The 22,468-nt window shown below is 56.0% G+C and carries 21 protein-coding genes; 13 read left to right on the forward strand and 8 right to left on the reverse strand.

Features of this window, described 5'->3' with window-relative positions; all coding sequences use genetic code 11:
- The first annotated feature begins 285 nt into the window (after positions 1-285).
- From AAGR22_RS01010 to uvrD, 7 genes are all read left to right on the forward strand, one after another.
- A complete protein-coding gene (locus tag AAGR22_RS01010; protein ID WP_345829784.1) occupies positions 286-2,841 on the forward strand; it encodes a class I adenylate cyclase in 2,556 nt (851 codons plus the stop codon).
- A 114-nt stretch (positions 2,842-2,955) separates the two neighbouring features.
- Entirely contained in the window at positions 2,956-3,189 is a 234-nt protein-coding gene (locus tag AAGR22_RS01015; protein WP_073981057.1) for a lipoprotein, read from the forward strand.
- A gap of 27 nt (positions 3,190-3,216) precedes the next feature.
- On the forward strand, positions 3,217-4,041 hold the full coding sequence (dapF, locus tag AAGR22_RS01020) for a diaminopimelate epimerase (protein ID WP_067709733.1): 825 nt from the start codon (positions 3,217-3,219) through the stop codon (positions 4,039-4,041).
- On the forward strand, positions 4,038-4,745 hold the full coding sequence (locus AAGR22_RS01025) for a DUF484 domain-containing protein (RefSeq protein ID WP_067709735.1): 708 nt from the start codon (positions 4,038-4,040) through the stop codon (positions 4,743-4,745). The genes dapF and AAGR22_RS01025 overlap by 4 nt, the downstream gene beginning before the upstream one ends.
- A complete protein-coding gene (gene xerC / locus AAGR22_RS01030) occupies positions 4,742-5,650 on the forward strand; it encodes a tyrosine recombinase XerC (protein WP_345829788.1) in 909 nt (302 codons plus the stop codon). Before AAGR22_RS01025 ends, xerC begins: the two co-directional genes overlap by 4 nt.
- Positions 5,650-6,366 carry a 5-amino-6-(5-phospho-D-ribitylamino)uracil phosphatase YigB gene (yigB, locus tag AAGR22_RS01035; protein ID WP_067709741.1) on the forward strand — a complete coding sequence of 239 codons (717 nt, stop codon included), beginning with the start codon at positions 5,650-5,652 and terminating at the stop codon, positions 6,364-6,366. The genes xerC and yigB overlap by 1 nt, the downstream gene beginning before the upstream one ends.
- Before the next feature lie 62 nt (positions 6,367-6,428).
- On the forward strand, positions 6,429-8,591 hold the full coding sequence (uvrD, locus tag AAGR22_RS01040) for a DNA helicase II (protein WP_067709743.1): 2,163 nt from the start codon (positions 6,429-6,431) through the stop codon (positions 8,589-8,591).
- A 158-nt stretch (positions 8,592-8,749) separates the two neighbouring features.
- Here the strand turns inward: uvrD and AAGR22_RS01045 are convergent, their stop codons facing one another.
- Complete coding sequence (locus AAGR22_RS01045; RefSeq protein ID WP_067709745.1) at positions 8,750-9,223, reverse strand: WbuC family cupin fold metalloprotein; 474 nt, start codon at positions 9,221-9,223, stop codon at positions 8,750-8,752.
- Positions 9,224-9,514: 291 nt separating this feature from the next.
- On the opposite strand from AAGR22_RS01045, the gene corA reads away from it, so the two are divergent.
- Positions 9,515-10,468 carry a magnesium/cobalt transporter CorA gene (corA, locus tag AAGR22_RS01050; protein ID WP_067709831.1) on the forward strand — a complete coding sequence of 318 codons (954 nt, stop codon included), beginning with the start codon at positions 9,515-9,517 and terminating at the stop codon, positions 10,466-10,468.
- Between the two features lie 51 nt (positions 10,469-10,519).
- Here corA and rarD read toward each other — a convergent pair whose 3' ends face one another.
- The gene (rarD, locus tag AAGR22_RS01055; protein WP_345829790.1) at positions 10,520-11,419 is read right to left on the reverse strand and encodes an EamA family transporter RarD; all 900 of its coding nucleotides are present in this window, start codon (positions 11,417-11,419) and stop codon (positions 10,520-10,522) included.
- Between the two features lie 82 nt (positions 11,420-11,501).
- A complete protein-coding gene (locus AAGR22_RS01060; RefSeq protein ID WP_067709751.1) occupies positions 11,502-11,975 on the reverse strand; it encodes a thioesterase family protein in 474 nt (157 codons plus the stop codon).
- Positions 11,976-12,148: 173 nt separating this feature from the next.
- Here AAGR22_RS01060 and pldA point away from each other — a divergent pair, with 173 nt between their 5' ends.
- Together pldA and recQ are read left to right on the forward strand one after the other, a co-directional pair.
- Positions 12,149-13,027 carry a phospholipase A gene (gene pldA, locus AAGR22_RS01065; RefSeq protein ID WP_067709753.1) on the forward strand — a complete coding sequence of 293 codons (879 nt, stop codon included), beginning with the start codon at positions 12,149-12,151 and terminating at the stop codon, positions 13,025-13,027.
- Positions 13,028-13,084: 57 nt separating this feature from the next.
- Positions 13,085-14,911, forward strand: a complete 1,827-nt coding sequence (gene recQ / locus AAGR22_RS01070; protein WP_067709755.1) for an ATP-dependent DNA helicase RecQ — start codon at positions 13,085-13,087, stop codon at positions 14,909-14,911.
- Between the two features lie 61 nt (positions 14,912-14,972).
- Here recQ and rhtB read toward each other — a convergent pair whose 3' ends face one another.
- Positions 14,973-15,596, reverse strand: coding sequence for a homoserine/homoserine lactone efflux protein (gene rhtB, locus AAGR22_RS01075; protein WP_345829793.1), 624 nt, complete (start codon positions 15,594-15,596; stop codon positions 14,973-14,975).
- Positions 15,597-15,710: 114 nt separating this feature from the next.
- Between rhtB and pldB the strand changes: the two genes are divergently transcribed.
- Both pldB and yigL read left to right on the forward strand, forming a co-directional pair.
- Entirely contained in the window at positions 15,711-16,703 is a 993-nt protein-coding gene (gene pldB / locus AAGR22_RS01080; protein WP_067709760.1) for a lysophospholipase L2, read from the forward strand.
- Between the two features lie 69 nt (positions 16,704-16,772).
- On the forward strand, positions 16,773-17,573 hold the full coding sequence (gene yigL / locus AAGR22_RS01085; protein ID WP_067709762.1) for a sugar/pyridoxal phosphate phosphatase YigL: 801 nt from the start codon (positions 16,773-16,775) through the stop codon (positions 17,571-17,573).
- A 57-nt stretch (positions 17,574-17,630) separates the two neighbouring features.
- On the opposite strand, the gene glpQ is transcribed toward yigL, so the two are convergent.
- A complete protein-coding gene (gene glpQ, locus AAGR22_RS01090) occupies positions 17,631-18,680 on the reverse strand; it encodes a glycerophosphodiester phosphodiesterase (protein WP_345829796.1) in 1,050 nt (349 codons plus the stop codon).
- A gap of 18 nt (positions 18,681-18,698) precedes the next feature.
- Positions 18,699-20,048 (reverse strand): glycerol-3-phosphate transporter, encoded by a 1,350-nt coding sequence (gene glpT / locus AAGR22_RS01095; protein ID WP_067709767.1) that lies wholly within the window; start codon positions 20,046-20,048, stop codon positions 18,699-18,701.
- Between the two features lie 402 nt (positions 20,049-20,450).
- Between glpT and AAGR22_RS01100 the strand changes: the two genes are divergently transcribed.
- Positions 20,451-21,305, forward strand: a complete 855-nt coding sequence (locus AAGR22_RS01100) for a carboxylate/amino acid/amine transporter (RefSeq protein ID WP_345829798.1) — start codon at positions 20,451-20,453, stop codon at positions 21,303-21,305.
- Between the two features lie 65 nt (positions 21,306-21,370).
- Here the strand turns inward: AAGR22_RS01100 and AAGR22_RS01105 are convergent, their stop codons facing one another.
- The gene (locus AAGR22_RS01105; protein WP_345829800.1) at positions 21,371-21,616 is read right to left on the reverse strand and encodes a hypothetical protein; all 246 of its coding nucleotides are present in this window, start codon (positions 21,614-21,616) and stop codon (positions 21,371-21,373) included.
- 236 nt (positions 21,617-21,852) lie between these two features.
- Positions 21,853-22,323, reverse strand: a complete 471-nt coding sequence (locus AAGR22_RS01110) for a DUF1456 family protein (protein WP_345829802.1) — start codon at positions 22,321-22,323, stop codon at positions 21,853-21,855.
- Positions 22,324-22,468: the final 145 nt, after the last annotated feature.

The following is a 22,468-nucleotide window of genomic DNA, read 5'->3' on the forward strand; positions in this document are numbered from 1 at the left end:
CTTACCGTTTTTATCGTTCATTGATTATCCTATCATTGAACCGTGAAGGCTGTCAGTTTCCGCGGCCTTAAACGGCTGGGAAGAAACGGATTCCGTACACATGGGCAGGGGATATCGTAAATCGTGCTAAACTGTTCTGTAGCGCAACTTTCTTTACGGTCAAGCTACCAGGTGTTAGATTGATCACGTTTCCAGCAAAAATCCGTACGACTATTTTCAAAAAACACGCGGCGGATGGCGGAAACAGGCTTTTTTATATGCACTGGGACAATCGGGCGAGACGTCTTGTACCTCTATATAGAGACACTGAAACAGAGACTGGATGCCATCAACCAGCTGCGCGTTGATCGCGCGCTGGCTGCAATGGGGCCTGCCTTTCAACAGGTTTACAGTCTGCTGCCAACGTTATTACATTATCATCACCCACTGATGCCGGGTTACCTTGAGGGTAACGTTCCACATGGCATCGGTTTCTACGCGCCTGATGAAAGCCAACGTGCCTGGCTGGCTGATCTCGAGGGCGAGTCTGGTGCCAGTGCCGCGTTACCTCCCGAGGGTGAAATGCCCATTACCGGGGTTTACTCTATGGGCAGCACCTCTTCCGTCGGGCAGAACTTTACCTCGGATCTGGATATCTGGGTGTGCCACCAGTCATGGCTGGATAACGAAGAGCGCCTGTGCTTACAGAAAAAGTGCACCCTGCTGCAAACCTGGTGTGCGGCGATGGGCGTGGAAGTCAGCTTCTTCCTGATTGATGAAAACCGCTTCCGCCATAATGAAAGCGGCAGTCTGGGCGGCGAAGACTGCGGCTCTACGCAGCATATACTGCTGCTGGACGAATTTTATCGTACTGCCGTTCGCATGGCTGGCAAGCGTATTCTGTGGAATATGGTGCCGGGCGAAGAGGAAGAGCACTACGACGACTATGTCATGTCGCTTTATCAGAAAGGCGTACTGACGCCGAATGAGTGGCTGGATCTGGGTGGTCTGGGCACGCTGTCCGCGGAAGAGTATTTTGGTGCCAGCCTGTGGCAGCTCTATAAAAGCATTGATTCCCCGTATAAAGCGGTGCTGAAAACGCTGCTGCTGGAAGCCTACTCCTGGGAGTATCCGGCGACCCGGCTGCTGGCGATGGATATTAAGCAGCGCCTGCATGATGGCGAAATCGTCTCTTACGGGCTTGATCCCTACTGCATGATGCTGGAAAGGGTCACGCAATACCTCACCAAAATTGATGATACTGCCCGGCTGGACCTGGTGCGCCGCTGCTTTTACCTTAAGGTGTGCGAAAAGCTCTCCATTGAGGGAGAGCAGTCCGGCTGGCGGCGCGAGATCCTGAGCCAGCTGGTGAAGGAGTGGGGCTGGGACGACGCGCGTCTGGAAATTCTTGATAACCGTGCCAACTGGAAAATTGGCCGCGTGCGCGAGGCCCATAACGAACTGCTGGATGCGATGATGCAGAGCTATCGCAACCTGATTCGCTTTGCGCGGCGCAATAACCTGAGCGTTAGCGCCAGCCCGCAGGATATCGGCGTCCTGACGCGTAAGCTCTATGCGGCTTTTGAAGCGCTGCCCGGCAAGGTGACGCTGCTCAACCCGCAGATTTCGCCCGACCTTTCCGAAGCGCATCTGACCTTTATTCACGTGCCTAACGGGCGCGCCAATCGTGCTGGCTGGTATCTCTACAATCAGTCGCCGGATATGCAGTCTATTATCAGCCACCAGCCGCTGGAATATAACCGCTACCTCAACAAACTGGTGGCCTGGGCATGGTTTAACGGCCTGCTGACCCGCGATACGCGGCTGCACATTAAAGGTAATGCCGTATGCGATCTGGCGCGATTGCAGGAGCTGGTGGCGGATGTCTCCCATCACTTCCCGCTGCGCCTGCCGTCCCCCACGGCGAAAGCGCTCTATAGCCCCTGCGAGATTCGCCATCTGGCGATTATCGTGAATCTGGAATATGACCCGACCGCCGCGTTCCGTAATCAGGTGGTGCATTTCGACTTCCGCAAGCTCGACGTGTTTAGCTTCGGCCAGCAGCAGCAGTGTTTAATTGGCAGTATCGATCTGCTCTATCGCAACTCGTGGAATGAGGTGCGTACGCTGCACTTTAACGGCGAGCAGGCGATGATTGAGGCGCTGAAAACCATTCTGGGCAAAATGCATCAGGATGCGGCCCCGCCGGATGCGGTAGAGGTTTTCTGCTACAGCCAGCATCTCAGGGGGCTGATCCGCACCCGCGTTCAGCAGTTGGTATCGGAATGTATTGAGCTTAGACTTTCCAGTACGCGTCAGGAACCGGGCCGCTTCAAAGCGGTCCGCGTGGCAGGCCAGACGTGGGGGCTGTTCTTCGAGCGCATGAGTGTCTCGGTGCAAAAGCTGGAGAATGCGGTGGAGTTCTATGGCGCCATCTCCAACAACAAGCTGCACGGCCTGTCTATTAAGGTGGAAACGGATCAGTCGCGCCTGCCCTCGGTGGTGAATGGCTATGCCAGTGAAGGCATCATTCAGTTCTTCTTTGAGGACACCAAAGACGACCATGGATTCAACATCTATATTCTGGATGAAACCAACCGGGTCGAGATTTACCACCACTGTGAAGGCAGCAAAGAGGAGCTGGTGCGCGATGTCAGTCGATTCTACTCATCCTCACACGATCGCTTCACCTACGGTTCCAGCTTTATCAATTTCAATCTGCCGCAGTTTTATCAGATTGTGCAGGTCGACGATCGTTTTCAGGTGATCCCCTTCCGCAGTCAGACCCTGGCGCAGCTCTGCGCCAACGTATCAGATAATGCCTCCGGCGGGGATTACGCCCAGCACATTCAGATGCACTAAGCCAAACCTGCTTCGCTTCGCCAATTGAGAAACAGGATCACCATTTCAGTTGCTTTTAGCACTTCACCTGCGATGATAGACATCCAACAGGCACTGATAACGAGCAGAATAAGCATGAACAAAGTGATTTGCCGGATGGCGCTGGTGCTGGCTGTGGCCAGCCTGACGGGATGTGGACTAAAAGGGCCACTCTACTTTCCTCCTCAGGAACAGCCAAAAAAGCAAACCAGCGCAAGCGACTATAAGCCAACCCGCGCCGATGCGCAGAAGCAGACAACCACCACCGACCCGACGCAGACCAGTACGTCGTCAGAGACCACTGAATCGGGCACGACGTCGGCTCAGTAAACTATGACATATTCGTCGGAGCAGAAAATGCAGTTCTCGAAGATGCACGGTCTGGGCAATGACTTTATGGTGGTCGATGCCGTTACACAAAACGTCTATTTCTCGCCCGAGCTGATCCGGCGTCTGGCCGATCGTCATCTGGGGATTGGTTTTGATCAGCTGCTGATCGTTGAACCGCCCTACGATCCCGATCTGGATTTCCACTATCGCATTTTCAACGCTGACGGCAGTGAAGTCGCCCAGTGTGGCAATGGCGCGCGCTGTTTTGCCCGCTTTGTTCGCCTGAAGGGGCTGACCAATAAAAAAGATATCCAGGTCAGTACGCAGTCAGGGCGCATGGTGCTCAGCGTGACCCAGGATGAACGGGTCTGCGTGAATATGGGTGAACCCAACTTTGAACCCCAGCAGGTGCCTTTTCGCGCCAATAAAGCCGAAATTCTCTACCTGATGCGCACGGCCGAGCAGACGGTGATGTGCGGCGTGGTGTCGATGGGAAATCCTCACTGCGTGCTCCAGGTCGACAGCGTTAAAACCGCGCAGGTTGCGATACTGGGGCCGGTGCTCGAAAGCCACGAGCGTTTTCCCGAGCGGGTTAACGTCGGCTTTATGGAGATTGTTGACAGCGGGCATATCCGCCTGCGCGTCTATGAGCGCGGCGCGGGTGAGACGCAGGCCTGCGGCAGCGGCGCCTGTGCGGCCGTGGCGGTTGGCATCCAGCAGGCGCTGCTGGCAGAACAGGTTCGGGTCGATCTGCCCGGCGGCAGCTTAAATATTGCCTGGAAAGGTCCCGGTCATCCGCTCTATATGACCGGCCCTGCCACTCACGTTTATGACGGGCTTATCCACTTATGAAAAATGTCGGGGAACAACGGGTTACCAGCGAACTGATGCTGGACGATCGTGCCGTTAGCGATTACCTGCTGCAAAATCCGGACTTCTTTATTCGCAATGCGCGGCAGGTTGAGCAGATGCTGGTGCCTCACCCCGTACGCGGCAGCGTATCCCTGGTGGAATGGCAGCTGGGCCGTCAGCGGCATCATATCAGCCAGCTGGAAGAAGAGATTACCCTGCTGATGGAGCAGGCCAGCGCCAATCAGCAGCTGTTCGATCGTCTGCTGACGCTCCAGGCCCGTCTGGCCTCTGCCCCCAACCTGCATGAGATGCTTAACCGCTTGCATCGCTGGGCGCGTGAACTGGGACTGGCCGGGGCGAATGTGCGTCTGTTCAGCGAAAAGTGGCGCATAGGCGCACCTTCGGATTTTACCCAGCTTGCGCTGTCACGCCAGGCGTTTGAACCCGTTCGTATTCAGCGGCTCGGCAATAAGCAGCACTTCTTAGGCAGCCTGAATGGCCCCGAGCTGCTGCTGCTGCTGCCGCAGGCGAAGGCGATTGGCTCGGTTGCCCTGTCGCTGATGGGCGAGCAGGGCGATCTGGGCGTACTCATTTTCAGCAGTCGCGACACCCAACACTACCAGTCAGGCATGGGGACGGTACTGCTCCAGCATCTCTCCCTGATGCTGCCCGAACTGCTGGCGCGGTGGGTTGAGCGCGTATGAGTAGCGACGCGCCTCTACTTAACGCCGTAGAGGGCTTTCTGCGTTATCTTAAGGTTGAACGCCAGCTAAGTCCGCTGACGCAAATCAACTACCAGCGCCAGCTGGCCGCCTGCATCGCCCTGCTGGAAGAGATGAAACTGCCCGACTGGCAGCAGCTTGATGCCGCCCGGGTTCGTTCGCTGGCGGCACGCAGCCGTCGCGCCGGTTTAAAGCCTGCCAGCCTGGCGCTGCGCCTCTCCGCGCTGCGCAGCTTTCTCGACTGGCTGGTCGCGCAGGGGGTGATAAAAGCCAACCCGGCAAAAGGCGTTGCGACACCGCGCGCGCCGCGTCACCTGCCTAAGAATATTGACGTGGACGATGTGAATCGCCTGCTGGAGATCGACATTAACGATCCGCTGGCGGTGCGCGATCGGGCCATGCTGGAGATCATGTACGGCGCCGGGCTTCGTCTCTCTGAACTGGTCGGGATCGACACCGGCCATCTTGATCTGGCATCGGGTGAAGTCTGGGTGGTGGGCAAGGGCAGTAAAGAGCGCCGCCTGCCGATAGGCCGGACGGCGGTAACCTGGATGGAACACTGGCTGGCGCTGCGTGAACTCTTTGCCCCCGAAGACGGCGCGGTCTTCCTGTCAAAGCAGGGCAAGCGCATCTCGACGCGCAACGTGCAGAAGCGTTTTGCCGAATGGGGCGTAAAGCAGGGCATCTCCAGCCATATTCATCCGCACAAGCTGCGCCACTCCTTTGCGACCCATATGCTGGAGTCCAGCGGCGATCTGCGCGCCGTACAGGAGCTGCTGGGGCACGCCAACCTGAGCACGACGCAAATCTATACCCATCTCGACTTCCAACATCTGGCGTCGGTCTACGATGCTGCCCATCCCCGTGCGAAACGAGGAAAATCCTGATGCACTTTTACCGCCCGCTGCGACCTGTGGCGGCGATGTCGTTCGATCTCGACGACACGCTGTACGATAATCACCCGGTTATCCGTCGTACGACCCAGGAATCCCACGCTTTTTTACAGCAGTATCATCCCGCGCTTAACGGATTCAGCGTAGAGAACTACCAGCAGCTGCGCGACAGCCTGCGCGAGCAGGAGCCGGACATCTATCATGACGTCAGCGAATGGCGTCGTCGGGCCATTGAGCTGGCGATGCGCCAGGCAGGACTGAGCGACAGCGAAGCGGATAAGGGATCGCGGGTGGTAATGACGCATTTCACCCACTGGCGAAATCAGATTGCGGTGCCGGACGAAACCCACACCACGCTTGCTGCACTGGCGGAAAAGCTGCCGCTGATAGCGATCACCAACGGCAATGCCGATCCGCATCTGTTTGGCCTGGAAGACTATTTTACCTTTATTCTGCGAGCCGGCCCGCACGGGCGCGCCAAGCCGTACCAGGACATGTATCACCTGGCTGCAGAAAGGCTTAATCTGCCGCTGGAAAGCATTCTGCACGTGGGTGACGACCTGACCACGGACGTGGCGGGCGCGGTGCGCAGCGGCATGCAGGCCTGCTGGATTAACCTGCACGGCGGCAATCTGATGCATATTGATGATGCCCGATTGCTGCCCACGCTGGAAATTTCACGGTTGGCATCGCTGACCACGCTGATATAATATGCTGGTTAAATATCCAGTGGGGCGCGTGACGCTCCTTTTCTCTTTTTCTGGTGGTGCCTGTGGACGTTTCTGAGTTGCTGGACAGTTTGAATGACAAACAACGCGAGGCCGTTGCCGCGCCGCGCAGCAACTTACTGGTGCTGGCGGGGGCAGGCAGCGGTAAAACCCGCGTGCTGGTGCACCGCATCGCCTGGCTGATGGCGGTAGAGAACTGCTCTCCCTATTCAATCATGGCGGTGACCTTCACCAACAAAGCGGCAGCCGAAATGCGCCACCGCATCGAGCAGCTGATTGGCACCAGCCAGGGCGGCATGTGGATCGGCACCTTCCACGGCCTGGCGCACCGCCTGCTGCGCGCTCACCATCTGGATGCCAGTCTGCCGCAGGACTTCCAGATCCTCGACAGCGAGGATCAGATGCGCCTGCTCAAGCGTCTGATCAAGGCGATGAATCTGGACGAAAAGCAGTGGCCTGCCCGTCAGGGGATGTGGTACATCAACGGCAAAAAAGATGAAGGGCTGCGACCAAAGCATATTGAAAGCTACGGGAATCCGGTTGAACAGACCTGGCTGCGCATCTACCAGGCCTATCAGGAAGCCTGCGATCGGGCAGGATTGGTGGACTTTGCCGAACTGCTGCTGCGCGCGCATGAGCTGTGGCTCAACAAGCCGCATATCCTCAATCACTACCGCGAGCGCTTTACCAATATTCTGGTGGACGAATTCCAGGATACCAACAATATCCAGTATGCCTGGATACGCATGCTGGCGGGCGATACCGGCAAAGTGATTATCGTGGGTGACGACGATCAGTCGATCTACGGCTGGCGCGGCGCGCAGGTTGAGAATATCCAGCGCTTCCTCAACGACTTCCCGGGTGCGGAAACAATCCGCCTTGAGCAGAACTACCGCTCGACCAATAACATACTGAAGGCAGCCAATGCCCTGATCGCCAACAATACCGGTCGGCTGGGCAAAGAGCTGTGGACCGACGACAGCGACGGTGAGCCGATTGCCCTCTACTGCGCCTTTAACGAGCTGGATGAAGCCCGCTTTGTGGTCAACCGCATCAAGGTATGGATGGAAAACGGCGGTGCGCTGAACGACTGCGCCATTCTCTATCGCAGCAATGCCCAGTCGCGCGTACTGGAAGAAGCCCTGCTGCAAACCAGCATGCCCTACCGGATTTATGGCGGAATGCGCTTCTTTGAACGTCAGGAAATCAAAGACTCGCTGGCCTATCTGCGGCTGATCGCTAACCGTAATGACGATGCGGCCTTTGAGCGCGTGGTGAACACGCCAACGCGCGGCATTGGCGATCGCACACTTGATGTTGTCAGACAGACCGCCCGTGAACGGCAGTTAACGCTGTGGCAGAGTACGCGCGCGCTGTTGCAGGAGAAAGCGCTGGCCGGACGCGCCGCCTCGGCGCTACAGCGCTTCAGCGAGCTGGTGGATTCGCTGGCCCAGGAAACCAGCGAGCTGCCGCTGCACGTTCAAACCGACCGGGTGATTAAGGATTCGGGCCTGTGGTTAATGTACGAACAGGAGAAGGGCGAAAAAGGCCAGGCGCGAGTCGAGAACCTTGAGGAGCTGGTCAACGCCACCCGGCAGTACAGCTATCAGGATGAAGATGAAGATCTGATGCCGCTACAGGCTTTTCTCTCGCATGCCGCGCTGGAGGCGGGCGAAGGTCAGGCAGATAAATGGCAGGACGCGGTGCAGCTGATGACCATGCATGCCGCGAAGGGCCTGGAGTTTATGCAGGTGTTTATCGTTGGAATGGAAGAGGGCATGTTCCCCAGCCAGATGTCGCTGGAAGAGGGCGGCAGGCTGGAAGAGGAGCGTCGGCTGGCCTACGTCGGCGTCACGCGCGCCATGCAGAAACTGACGCTGACCTTTGCGGAAACCCGCCGCCTGTACGGCAAAGAGGTTTTCCACCGTCCCTCTCGCTTCGTTGGCGAACTGCCTGAGGAGTGTGTGGAAGAGGTTCGCCTGCGCGCCAGTATCAGCCGTCCGGTCAGCCATCAGCGCATGGGGACGCCGGTCACGCAAAATGACAGCGGGTTTGCGCTGGGCCAGCGGGTACGCCACGCTAAGTTTGGCGAAGGAACCATCGTCAACCTGGAAGGCAGCGGCGATCACAGCCGTCTCCAGGTGGCGTTTCAGGGGCAGGGTATTAAGTGGCTGGTGGCCGCCTATGCGAAGCTGGAAACGGTCTGATTTGCACGTTCCCTTTGCCTCCTATGCTTTAACGGACAAGGCGAGTCTCTGCGCCCTGTCCGTTGGGCGAGCCTGTCTGCTTAACGGTTAAATATCAGCGACTTACTACCAGGTGTGGCTTACCCGACGAATCTCAGCGACTTACCTGTAGGTGTAGCTTACCCGGCGAACCGATCGCCCGGCTGGGCATGTGCATACCATGCCATCACCGCTTCCGTGCCCTCAGCGCCCTCCGGCGGTGCCCAGTGCATACAGTCATCTTCCGTTAATGGCTGATACGGTCCGTGCTTAACTTCAAAGATAACGCCGCCCGCATCCAGCGACAAAACCGCATGCCAGGTCAATGCCGGGATCTCCTGTAGCAGGACTTCTTCACCCAGCACGGTACGATGGGTCACCGCGCCTTCATCATCAAATTGCAACATCACAAAGCGCCCCTTCAGCGGGGTCAGCAGCTCCCAGGTCTGGGGGTGGCGGTGCGGGCGAATGTAAGTGCCGGGCTCCATGGCAATTGCCAGACGCTGAACCGGATCGCTCAGCTCTTCGTGCAGCGTACGGTGCGCGCGAAGGCGCGGAACGCTGGCGGCTTGCCCGCTCATTTTCACCAGGTCTGCATGCGTAATTTGTTTCATTTTGATCCTTCTATGATTGTGGGCGACAGGTTGACGGCATTTTCAGCACAGCGTAACATGCGCGCACCATTACCCTAAGAGGACATTCGCCTTGGACACACCCAGTAGATACTGGCTCATTGACCTGGATAACAGGTACAACTCCTAAGGCTATCCTCTTCTGCCGATAGCCTTCGTGGTTGTTGGCGACCGCCCTCCCGTCGCTCTGAGTCAGATTCACTCGCTGACCGAAACGCTTGTTTCCCGTGTTCCAACGCTAGTCCCATGTTACTGCAGATTGGGAGTACAGCTATGCTGAGCGCATTTAAACTGGATCAAAGCCGCTTAACCCGCCTTGAGCTTGAGGAGCCCAACGATCAACTGATCAGTTCGGTATGGGTTGATCTGATCGAGCCTGACGATCAGGAACGCACACGCGTCCAGTCCGAGCTGGGCCAGAGCCTGGCTACCCGCCCTGAGCTGGAAGATATTGAGGCCTCCGCACGTTTCTTCGAGGACGAAGACGGACTGCACATCCACTCCTTTTTCTTTTATGAAGATGCAGAAGACCACGCCGGCAACTCCACGGTCGCGTTTACCGTTCGCGAAGGCCGCCTCTATACCCTGCGTGAACGTGAGCTCCCAGCGTTTCGCCTCTACCGCATGCGCGCGCGTAATCAGGTGCTGATTGACGGTAATGCGTATGAACTGCTGCTGGACCTGTTTGAAACGAAAATCGAACAGCTGGCGGATGAAATTGAAAACATCTACAGCGATCTGGAAAAGCTCAGCCGGGTCATTATGGAAGGACAGCAGGGCGACGAGTTTGACTCTGCGCTGTCAACGCTGGCAGAACTGGAAGATATCGGCTGGAAGGTTCGCCTCTGCCTGATGGATACCCAGCGCGCGCTTAACTTCCTGGTGCGTAAGGCCCGCCTGCCGGGTAATCAGCTTGAACAGGCGCGGGAAATTCTGCGCGACATTGAATCGCTGCTGCCGCATAACGAATCCCTGTTCCAGAAGGTGAACTTTCTGATGCAGGCGGCGATGGGCTTTATTAATATCGAACAGAACCGCATCATCAAAATCTTCTCGGTGGTCTCCGTGGTGTTCCTGCCGCCAACGCTGGTGGCCTCCAGCTACGGCATGAACTTTGAGTTTATGCCTGAGCTGAAGTGGAGCTTTGGCTACCCCGGCGCCATCACTCTGATGATCCTGGCGGGGCTGGCGCCTTACGCCTACTTCAAGCGCAAAAACTGGCTCTGACGCCGCCATGCGGATGCCATTCACCCCGACGGTCAGGGTGAATGGCATCTGTCAGACAGGCAGCGGCTGCCTGCGCCTGAACGTCCATATCGCATCAAAAATAAACACCGCCAGCGCGGCCCAGATAAAGCTGAAGGAGAGGACTTTATCGGGCGTCATCTGTTCGCCGTAAAAAATAACGGCCAGCAGGAACATCAGCGTCGGGCCAAGATACTGAAAAAAACCAACCGTGGAGAGGCGCAGGCGCGTGCAGGCGGCGGTGAATAGCATCAGCGGTACGGTGGTCACCACCCCTGCGGCAATCAGCAGCAGGTTGAGATGTAAGGTATTCTGGCTCAAATGGCTGGTGTGGCTGTCGGCCACGCCGAAAAGGTAAATGGCGGCCGCCGGGAGCAGCCAGGTGGTCTCAATCAGCATGCCGGTCTGGGCATCCACGCCAATTTTCTTGCGCAGCAGGCCGTAAAAGGAAAAGGTCACCGCCAGACCCAGCGCAATGACCGGTATCGAGCCAAACTTCCACAGCTGAAGCAGGACGCCGCAGGCGGCCAGCATCACCGCCAGCCACTGAGCCCGCCGGAAACGCTCCCCCAGAAACACCATCCCCACCAGCACGTTGAGCAGTGGATTAATGAAATAGCCCAGGCTGGCCTCCAGCAAATGCTGATTATTAACCGCCCAGATAAACAGCAGCCAGTTACCGGCTATCACCGTGGCGGAAAGCGCCAGCAGCAGCACTTTCTTCGGCTGACGAAGCGTAAGCTTTACGCTCTCCCAGTTCCGGCAAAGGCTAACCAACAGCAGCATAAAGAAAAATGACCAGATAACCCGGTGCGTCATGATTTCAGTGGGTGGCACCTCCTGAATCAGCTTGAAGTAGGCGGGTGCTATACCCCAGATAAAATAGGCACCCAGGGCGAACAGTACGCCCTGTCGCGTTTGTTGCGCGTCCATGAAAATTTACTCCGTTAAATGAGTGGATAAGAGGCAGTTTTTGTTGGTAAAAGCTGTACGGGCAGACAAGGTTTACTTTTTATTAGCCGACAAGATAGGTTGCCGTCGCGCTGGCGATGTAGACCCCCGTGTCGTTATGCAGCTCCACCCGGGCAACGGCCACTTTGTTCCCCGCGCGTAGCAGGCTGCTGCTGGCGATAAAACGCTCTCCCCGGCCCGGCCGCAGATAATCCACGCGCATATCAATGGTGCCCATGCGCGAAAGTCGCTGGCGCAGCTCATCTTCGGTGATGCTCTCCTGACGGGTGAGGGCACTGCTCACGCAGATTAGCCCTGCGGCAACGTCCAGTACGGCGGCAATCACCCCACCGTGCAGAATTTGTTGTGCCACGTTGCCCACCAGCTTTGTCTGGTTGTCAAAACTGAGTTCGGCATAGTCCGGTTCCAGACGATCCAACCGCAGGCCCAGTGCCTGATTGAACGGCATATCATAGACAAATATATCTCCGATCAGGCGGCGGGCAGCGTCCTGAGGCAGAGAGACAGCTGAGGTCATAAGGCGTTTCCTTTGTGGCAAAATGGCACAGAGAGAGAGGGCAACGGCATCACTGTTTTACGCTCAGCCCCTGCCGCGTTTTACTTTACACAATCAGCACTAATGCCCCCCGACGTTTCTGTGTAGAATGGCGTGCTTTTTACCCACATTACGTTCAATTCTGGAGAACACATATGGCTATGCTGAAAGGATTGCTGATGACAGCACTCCTGTTTCCCTCGTTAGTGCTGGCACAGGAAGCGACGGTCACGGAAGTACATGACCAGCCTGCCGTGCGCGGCAGTATCATTGCTAACCTGCTGGAAAAGCATGACAACCCCTTTGTGCTTTATCCCTATGAAAGTAATTACATCATTTATACCGATACCAGCAGCATCAATAAAGAGGCGATCAAGTCTTATAACTGGGCAAATAAGGCGAAGCACGATGAGGCGAAATTCCAGCTGAGCCTGGCGTTTCCGCTGTGGCGCGGAATTGCGGGCGACAACTCGGTGCTGGCGGCCTCTTATACTCAGGATTCCTGGTGGCAGATCTCCAACCGGGGCGGCTCATCCCCCTTCCGCGAAACGAACTATCAGCCGCAGATTTTCATCGGCTGGGCAACGGATTACTCGTTTGCGGGCTGGACGCTGCGCGATGTGGAAACGGGCCTGAACCATGAGTCCAACGGGCGTTCCGATCCAACCTCCCGCAGCTGGAACCGCGTATACGCCCGGCTGATGGCGCAAAACGGCAACTGGATGGTGGAAGCGAAACCCTGGTACCGCATTCCAGAAAGTGAAAATAATGATGATAACCCAGATATCACTAAGTACATGGGGTATTATCGCCTGACGGTAGGCTATCAGTGGGGCGAAAGCATCTTCAGCGTGAAGAGCAACTATAACTGGAACACCGGTTACGGCGGCGCGGAGATGGGCTGGAGTTATCCACTCAGTGAGCATATGCGCTTCTACACCCAGCTGTTTAGCGGCTACGGTGAATCACTGATTGACTACAATCATCGCCAGACGCGTATTGGCGTCGGCGTGATGCTGAACGACCTGTTTTAATGCTCTCGGGGTGGGCCGCCTGGCGCTGGCCCGCTCATCATCAGATTTGGGGAATATGTGTCTACGGCAGCAGTAATAAATCAGGAAGCGTTGGCGGAACAGGTACTACAGGATACCTTCGGCTACCAGCAGTTTCGCCCCGGACAACAAACGATTATTCAGGCCTCGCTGAAAGGGCGAGATTGCCTGGTGGTCATGCCTACCGGCGGCGGGAAGTCGCTGTGCTATCAAATCCCCGCGCTGGTCCGCGAAGGCCTGACGCTGGTGGTCTCCCCCCTTATTTCACTGATGAAAGATCAGGTGGACCAGCTGCTGGCCAACGGCGTAGCGGCGGCCTGTCTGAATTCAACGCAGACGCGTGAAGAGCAGCAGGAAGTGATGGCGGGCTGTCGCACCGGGCGGATCAGGCTGCTCTATATTGCGCCCGAACGTCTGATGATGGATAACTTCCTCGACGGCCTGATGCACTGGAATCCGGCGATGCTGGCCGTGGATGAAGCGCACTGCATCTCCCAGTGGGGGCACGATTTCCGGCCGGAGTATGGCGCGCTGGGGCAGCTGCGCCAGCGGCTACCGGACGTGCCGGTGATGGCGCTGACCGCCACCGCCGATGAAACCACCAGAAACGATATTGCCCGGCTGCTTCAGCTTAACGATCCGCTGATTCAGGTCAGTAGCTTTGACCGCCCCAACATCCGCTATACGCTGGTAGAAAAATTTAAGCCCACCGAACAGCTGATCCGCTACGTGCAGGATCAGCGCGGCAAGTGCGGGATTATTTACTGCAACAGCCGCGCCAAGGTTGAGGATACCGCGGCCCGTTTGCAAAGCCGGGGTATGAGCGTAGGTGCCTATCATGCCGGTATGGACAACGCCCACCGCGCGCAGGTCCAGGAGGCTTTCCAGCGCGACGATCTGCAAATCGTGGTGGCAACGGTTGCCTTTGGCATGGGCATCAATAAACCCAACGTGCGCTTTGTGGTGCACTTTGATATCCCCCGCAATATCGAATCCTATTACCAGGAGACGGGTCGCGCCGGGCGGGACGGCCTGCCGGCCGAAGCGCTAATGCTTTACGATCCGGCAGATATGGCGTGGCTGCGTCGCTGCCTGGACGAAAAAGCGCCCGGGCCGCTACAGGACATTGAGCGTCATAAGCTCAATGCGATGGGGGCCTTCGCCGAGGCGCAGACCTGCCGCCGCCTGGTGCTGCTCAACTATTTTGGTGAAGGCCGTCAGCAGCCCTGTGATAACTGTGATATCTGCCTCGATCCGCCGCGTCGCTACGATGGTCTGGTAGAGGCGCAGAAAGCCCTCTCAGGGATTTACCGCGTCGGGCAGCGCTTTGGCATGGGCTACATTGTTGAGGTGCTGCGCGGATCGAATAACCAGCGGATCCGCGACATGCAGCACGACAAGCTGCCGGTCTACGGCATCGGGCGGGAGCAGTCCAACGAGCACTGGGTCAGCGTGCTGCGTCAGCTGATCCATCTGGGTCTGGTGACGCAAAATATCGCTATGCACTCTGCGCTACAGCTTACCGAAGCGGCCCGGCCCGTGTTACGCGGCGAAACGCCGCTGATGCTGGCCGTGCCGCGCCTGGTCAGCGTGAAACCACGCAGCGGCAGTCCGAAGTCGTTCGGCGGTAATTACGATCGCAAGCTGTTTGCCAAACTGCGAAAGCTACGCAAAGCGATTGCCGACGAAGAGAATATCCCGCCGTACGTGGTCTTTAACGATGCCACGCTTATCGAGATGGCGGAGCAGATGCCCGTTACCGCCTCGGAAATGCTCAGTATCAACGGCGTGGGGCAACGAAAACTGGAGCGTTTTGGAAAGTCTTTTCTGATGATGATCAAAGAGCATATTGATGATGAGGACTGACGCTTAATCGGGTTTGCGTACCCGGGGAACGAAAAGGTCAATCGGGTTCAGCCTGTTCGCTTTATGCCATGCGTCGCGCAGAAGCTAACAGGACACCCACCGCCATAAACATTCCGCCAAAAATTCTGTTCAGCAGCGTCATCTGCCGGGGGCCCTTAATCCAGCCCGCAATGCGCGTTGCCAGCGTGGCGTAGCCAATCATCACGATGATATCGACCACCACGGTAGTGACGCCCAGAATCAGGTACTGCATCAGCTGCGGCTGGTGGGGAATGATAAACTGCGGAAACAGCGCGGCCAGAAAAACGATACTCTTCGGATTGGTCAGATTGACGAGGATCGCCCGCTTAAACAGCCTGCGGCGCGGCATCGCTTTCGCTACCGCCTGAAGATCGATGCCACCGCCTGCACGCCACTGCTGAATGCCCAGCCACACCAGATAAGCGGCACCGGCCCACTTGAGTATTTCAAACGCCAGTACCGAATGGGAGAAGAGCGCGCCCAGCCCGATCCCAACCAGCAGAATGTGCAGCGACAGACCCACCTGAAGACCGGAAATAGAGGCGGCGGCCCCGCGAAAGCCGTGGCTGATGCCGGTGCTCATGGTATTTATCGCGCCGGAACCCGGCGACAAGCTTAAAACAGTGGTGGTTAAAAGGTAGGTCATCCACCATTCAACGGTCATTGGTTAAGGCTCCCTGGACAGGCAGAAGTATGACACAATACGACATATTAAAGGGTTGCGCTACGGGCTGACACGGGGTCATGCAGAGCGTTTGAAGATGTGAGCGATGAGCGGATGAAAAACCATCGTAACGGCTGGCCAACGCGGGAAAAAGCGTTTGCGGCATTTGCTACCGGGCCGCTGCTGGCGTTCTGGCAGACGCGTGAAGAGGGTGAATTTACCGGCGTAAATAACATCCCTATCCGCTACGTTCGCTTTCATGCGGCGCACCACGACAAGGTTATTTTACTCTGTCCCGGACGTATCGAGAGCTACGTGAAGTATCCTGAGCTGGCCTGGGATCTTTTTCACTGCGGCTATGACGTGCTGATCCCCGATCATCGTGGTCAGGGACGATCCGGGCGGCTGCTGTCGGATCCCCATCGCGGACATGTGGACGCGTTTGAACACTATGTTGACGACCTGGAAACGCTCTATCTGAAAGAGATTGTCAGCCGCCACTATCGGCATCGCTATGCGCTGGCACATTCGATGGGCGGTGCTATCCTGACGCTGATGCTGGCCCGCCAGCCCAAAGCCTTTGATGCGGTGGCGCTGGCGTCGCCGATGTTCGGCATCTATCTGTCGATGCCTCACTGGGTAGCTCAGCGTATTCTGAACTGGACGGATAAGCATCCCGGTCTGCGCGAAGGTTATGCGCCCGGCACCGGAAAATGGCGGCCGCGGCCGTTTGGCATCAACGACCTGACCCATAGCCGCGAACGCTACCGGCGAAATTTGCGCTTCTATGCCGACGATCCCCAGCTGCGCGTCGGGGGACCCACCTGGCACTGGGTGCGCGAAGGCATTCAGGCCGGTAAAAGTATTCTCAGTAAAGCCAAAGAAATCTCAACGCCGCTGCTGCTGCTGCAGGCCGGCGAGGATAAGGTGGTTGATAACCGGGCCCAGGATCTGTTTTGCCGGGCCATGACTGCCGCGGGTCAACCCTGCGAAGGGGGAAAACCGAAGGTTATTGTCGGTGCGCGTCATGAGATCTTGTTTGAAAAAGACAGCATGCGTGCCGAAGCACTGGATGCCATCGTGGCTTTTTTTGCCCGGCATCCCTGATTGCCCCACTCAGATATCACTCTTAACCGACAGGTAACGCTGTCCGCTAACCGATTAACCAGAGGTTTTATGTACCCTATTGTTGCTTCCGATCTTGATGGCACCCTGCTGTCGCCCGACCACCGTTTATCCTCTTTCGCCCGCGAAACGCTTCAGCTTCTGACGCAGAAAGGCGTGCATTTTATCTTTGCTACCGGCCGTCATTATATTGATGTGGCGCAGATGCGCGACAGCCTGGGTATTGATGCCTTCATGATCACCTCTAACGGTGCACGGGTACATAACACCGCGGGCGAGCTGGTTTTCAGCCAGAATCTGGATGAGGATATCGCCCGTGAGCTGTTTGCAATGCACCACGATCACCAGGATATTTTCACCAATATCTACCGTGATGAAGAGTGGTTTCTTAACCGGCACCGGCCGGAAGAGATGGATTTCTTCCGTGAGTCAGACTTCAACTATCAGGTTTATCAGCCTGGCGCACTGCCCTCGGATGGCATCAGCAAGGTCTTCTTCACCTGTGGTAAACCGGAATTGCTGATCCCCCTTGAAGAGGCGCTGATTGCTCGCTGGGGCGATCGCGTGAACGTCAGCTTTTCGCTGCCGACCTGCCTGGAAGTGATGGCGGGTGGCGTATCAAAGGGTCACGCGCTGGACGCCGTTTCCCGCTCTCTGGGCTATTCACTGAAAGAGTGCATTTCGTTTGGTGACGGCATGAACGATAAAGAGATGCTGAGTATGGCGGGCAAGGGCTGCATTATGAGCAATTCTCACCAGCGGCTGAAGGATCTGCTGCCGGAACTGGAAGTGATTGGCAGCAACGCCGACAACGCCGTATGCCACTATCTGCGTCAGCTACATCAGGTTTAAGCCGCGCGGTTTTCCGCCCCGGTGACGGGGCGGAAAGAGGATTAACGACGAACCGCGTTAGCGATGCAGGAAACTAACGGCTTTATCCGGGAAGTCGGTAAACAGACCGTCGACGTTCGCCTGATTATAGAGCACGTCATAGAGCTCGTTGACGCTACCGGCCCAGGTGGGGAGCTGATCTGCCCGCACGGTATACGGATGGACGACCATATTGCTTTCGTGAGCTTCCTTCACCATATCCGTCAGGCGCACGTGGCCCTGCGTTGACCCCTCTGCCACCAGCATATGGTAGTCGGGGCCAATGCCGTCAGCATACTGCGCAATGGTTTTCATCGCACCGGGCTTGAACATCCAGTCGTAGCTGTAGTTCACCCATTTTCCATTCTGCTGCTCCTGCGTCTCTTTATCCGCCGTTTCTGCAATCAGCTGTACCATGCGCAGATTCATCCCTCTGGCAGGCTCCAGCTCGGTTTTAATCCGCTTCACTTCGTTGTAATCAAAGCATTGCAGATAAACGTTGTCGCTCTTGCGGGTGTAGCCGTACTGTTTCAGGACGTCGAGCACCTTCGCGGAGATATCTTTACCCGCTTTGCGGTGAAACCAGGGGGCTTTGATTTCGGTGTAGAGGCCAATATTTTTGCCGGTTGAGTGATTCAGTCCCTGAATAAATTCGATCTCTTCTTCAAAGGTATGTACGCGGAAATCTGACTTGCCCATAGGGAAACGGCCGGGGAAGGTCTGCGCCTTCTTGCCGTTTTTAATGCTAAAGCCTTCGGTAAATTTAAGGCCTTTGATTTCAGCAAGGGTGAAGTCGATAGCATAATAGCGCCCGTCGCTGCGCGCGCGGTCAGGATAGCGTTCGGCAACGTCGGTAACGCGGTCAAGGTAGTGATCGTGCAGCACCACCAACCGATCGTCCCGCGTCATGACCAGGTCCTGCTCAAGGAAATCGGCACCCTGCGCGTAGGCCATCGCCTTGGCAGGGAGCGTGTGTTCGGGCAAGTAACCGCTTGCGCCGCGATGGGCAATCACCACCTTATCCTGCGCAGCCATAGCACAGAAGGCGGCGCTCATCATCACGGCGGCCAGTAGCGTATTCAGTTTCATCTGCTTCTCCTTTTGCTGTTAGTCAGCCTGGCTGAGCTGCTGTTTGTGTTTTTTTTCACTGAGCATGGTCAGCACCAGCAGAAGTACCGCCATCACACAGCCGCCCACCATAATGATAAACCCGCCATTCCAGCCGAAGTAATCTACCGTGTAGCCCACAATGGCGCTGGCCGCGACCGACCCGCCAAGGTAGCCAAACAGGCCGGTGAAGCCGGCTGCGGTGCCCGCCGCTTTCTTCGGTGCCAGCTCCAGCGCATGGAGTCCGATTAGCATGACGGGGCCGTAAATCAGGAAGCCAATGATAATCATGCAGGCCATATCAATGCCCGGATTACCGGCCGGGTTCATCCAGTACACCACGGTGGCAATGGTCACCAGCACCATAAAAAATACGCCGGTCGCGCCACGGTTCCCTTTAAAGACTTTGTCTGACATCCAGCCGCACAGCAGCGTGCCAGGGATCCCGGCATACTCATAGAGAAAATAGGCCCATGAGGACTTATCCAGGGCGAAATGCTTCACCTCTTTCAGGTAGGTGGGCGACCAGTCGAGAATGCCGTAACGCAGCAGATAGACGAATACGTTCGCCAGCGCGATGTACCACAGCAGTTTGTTAGGCAGAATGTACTGCATAAAAATTTGCCGGGCGGTCAGCTCCTGCTCCTGCTTTTCGTTGTAGTCAGGGGGATAGTCGTTTTTGTACTCTTCCACCGGCGGCAGCCCGCAGGACTGAGGCGTATCGCGCATCAGGGCAAAGGCAAAAATCGCAATGACGATGGCGCCGAATGCTGGCATATAGAGTGCCGCTTTCCAGTCGTTAAACCAGGCCATCCCCAACAGAAAGAGCAGAGGCGGAATACCGCCACCGACGTTGTGGGCGCAGTTCCAGACGGAAACCACTCTCCCGCGCTCCTTCTGTGACCACCAGTGCACCATGGTCCTTCCGCACGGCGGCCATCCCATTCCCTGGAACCAGCCACAGAGAAACAGCAGCACAAACATGACCATAATGCTGGAGGTGGCCCAGGGGACAAATCCCATAAACAGCATGACGGCGGCGGCCAGGATTAGCCCCGCAGGCAGGAAAACGCGCGGATTGGAACGGTCAGAGACGGACCCCATGATGAATTTTGAGATGCCGTAGGCAATGGAGATGCCTGACAGGGCGAAACCCAGATCGCCGCGCGAGAAGCCCTGATCGACCAGATAAGGCATTGCCAGCGCAAAGTTCTTACGTACCAGATAATAGGCGGCATAGCCGAAGAAAATTCCCAGGAAAATTTGCCAGCGCAGTTTGCGGTATAGCGGATCAATTTGCTTCTTATCTACCCGTGGCTGGTGCGCAGCTGGCTTAAAAATACTTAGCATTTGGCCTCCAATGGCGCGGTTTATCTATTTTTTGACGCCCTGAGGCGCCTGGCGGGAACGGTCGAAACTTCCGTACGACCCAATGTTCCATATCGCGCAAAGGATAGGGGAGAGGGGCTAAGCGAACCGTGAAGAAGGGCGCAAATGTTACAATTTTATGTCAAATAGATGTTTTATGTGTCTGTTGTCACTTGTTCAGAAGGTTCTGATGAGGCAAAAAAGTGATATCAGTCACAGAAAAAAGGCGAGCGCCTGACAGGCTGCTCGTTTATGAACATTTTATGAGCGCAAAGAGTCTATGGATTTTTCGGTTGGTTAATGCTCAGTTGTAAACCAAATATTTTCCTGTGATCCCTGAGTTTTCGCTACACTACGGCCCCTTTTACTGCCGAGTGAATCATTGTGACGTTACTGATTGTCACCACAGTCCTGTGGGCCTTTTCTTTCAGCCTGATAGGCGAGTATCTGGCGGGGCAGGTTGATAGCGTATTCTCCGTGCTGATCCGCCTGCTGCTCGCGGCAGTCGTTTTCCTGCCCTTTTTACGTTTTCGCGGCCACCGGATTTCAACCATCCTGCTGTATATGGCGGTAGGCGCGATGCAGCTGGGCATTATGTATCTGATCAGCTTCCAGGCTTTTCTCTATCTCAGCGTATCGGACTTTCTGCTGTTTACCGTACTTACTCCTCTTTGGGTGACGTTGATTTACGATTTGCTAAGGGGGCGTGGCATACGTGCGGGCTACCTGTTTAGCGCCCTGCTGGCGGTGGTGGGCGCGGCCATTATTCGCTACGACAAAATAAGTGACCATTTCTGGTTCGGCCTGCTGCTGGTCCAGCTGGCGAATATCTGCTTTGCGATTGGCCTGGTGGGGTACAAGCGTCTACAGGAAGTTCGGCCCGTGCCGCAGCATACCGCGTTCTCCTGGTTCTATCTGGGCGCGGCCGCTGTCGCCGTTGTGGCCTGGTTTCTCTGGGGTAATCCGCACCGGCTTCCCACGACGTCATTCCAGTGGGGAATACTCATCTGGCTGGGCGTGGTGGCTTCTGGCCTCGGCTACTTTATGTGGAACTATGGTGCCACTCAGGTTGACGCCGGGACGCTGGGGATAATGAACAATATGCATGTACCAGCCGGGCTGTTGGTTAATCTTGCTATCTGGCAAAGGCAGCCGCACTGGCCGAGTTTTCTGATCGGTGCCGCAGTCATTTGCCTGTCGCTCTGGGTACATAAAAAGTGGATTGTTAATAAAGGATAGCGTGAAGCGTGGCCTGATAAAGCCGGGGAAAGAGTCACCTTCCCCGGTGAAAGACTGCGTTTTTATTATTTGATCAGTTTACTGATACAGTCAGCGATTTTGCTTAGCTTTCCTTCAATACTGGCACCAATACGGCCGCCAAGATCTTTACCTGCCTCAGTGAACTGCTGTTCGGTATAACCCAGATCGGCTGCACAGGTCAGCGTATTAAAGATATCTGAGAAAAATGAACCAAATATTCCGGACATTTTTTCCTGAACTTTACCTGCGCCGCTGACGGTTGCTACTTCAGTGCTGCTTAAAACTCGCATAGTTATTACCTCAATCCTTGATATAAAAAATTAGCGTATCCACCCTACTGGGTGAGCGGTAATGTTATGAGAGTAAGAGCCAGGATAAAATAGTATTTAATCCAAATAGTTATATCTTTTAAGTGGGTGTAAATATGAAGCATAAAAGGGGGCGGGGACTGAAAGGGAGAGGGAAAAAGGCGGTCAGTGTTAACCGGCGTGAGCAGTGTGACGCTGCCCACGCGGCGGCGCGAGATTTACTTCGCTGCCGGACGAATTTTCTTCGTTAAACCCTTTAAAAAGTTTCGCAGAATCTGGTCGCCGCACTCACGGTAGTTTTTATGCCCCGGTTTGCGGAAAATCGCCCCGATTTCCGATTGTCCGACCGCAAAGTCAGCCAGTTTTAATATCTCAAGAATATCGGTTGTTTTTAAATCGAACGCGACCCGGAGCTTTTTCATGATGATGTTATTGGTCATCTTCCGCTCAATAGAGGGCGCAGGGGCCTCTTCACTCTTGCCGCGACGGGAGAAAATCAGCCCGTTGAGAAAATAGCCCATAATGACATCCGGGCAGGCGCGGAAGCCCGCGTCGTCATCTTTTTTCAGGAAGCTGTTTACTTCAGCTTCGGCCACTTCACTTTCTGCCAGCGCCAGAATGCTGACTACCTGGGCATCGCTTAAATTCAGCATGTAGCGCACGCTGCGCAGAACGTCGTTATTTGTCATAGCAATCTCATCAGGGAACAAAAGCTGTTGGGCGCATTATAGAGACAAATGGCAGCAGAAACAGGAAAAACGCCAGCAGGGCGTTAACAGGATGGGTTCATCAGGCGCGGCGCTTACGCCCTATTCGGCCGGTCAGTGACCGGCT

Origin of the sequence: Erwinia sp. HDF1-3R (genome assembly GCF_039621855.1) — a bacterium.
GTDB lineage: Bacteria > Pseudomonadota > Gammaproteobacteria > Enterobacterales > Enterobacteriaceae > Erwinia.